Source organism: Enterobacter cloacae complex sp. IR53030, assembly GCF_049238365.1.
Taxonomy (GTDB): Bacteria; Pseudomonadota; Gammaproteobacteria; order Enterobacterales; family Enterobacteriaceae; genus Enterobacter; species Enterobacter kobei.
In genome coordinates, this window is sequence record NZ_JBMKHA010000070.1 from 669 (window position 1) to 1,152 (window position 484).

Consider the following 484-nt stretch of genomic DNA (forward strand, 5'->3'; position numbering starts at 1 on the left):
GCACACAGGTTGTGAACTCGAAGAGTAGGGCGGGACACGTGGTATCCTGTCTGAATATGGGGGGACCATCCTCCAAGGCTAAATACTCCTGACTGACCGATAGTGAACCAGTACCGTGAGGGAAAGGCGAAAAGAACCCCGGCGAGGGGAGTGAAAAAGAACCTGAAACCGTGTACGTACAAGCAGTGGGAGCCTCTTTATGGGGTGACTGCGTACCTTTTGTATAATGGGTCAGCGACTTATATTCTGTAGCAAGGTTAACCGTATAGGGGAGCCGAAGGGAAACCGAGTCTTAACTGGGCGTTAAGTTGCAGGGTATAGACCCGAAACCCGGTGATCTAGCCATGGGCAGGTTGAAGGTTGGGTAACACTAACTGGAGGACCGAACCGACTAATGTTGAAAAATTAGCGGATGACCTGTGGCTGGGGGTGAAAGGCCAATCAAACCGGGAGATAGCTGGTTCTCCCCGAAAGCTATTTAGGT

General features: G+C 51.2%; 1 rRNA gene (running past one end of the window). It reads left to right on the plus strand.

From position 1 onward, the window contains the following. A 23S ribosomal RNA gene (locus ACOTXR_RS25100) occupies positions 1–484 on the plus strand (its annotated part extends 235 nt beyond the left edge of the window); the annotation flags it as partial.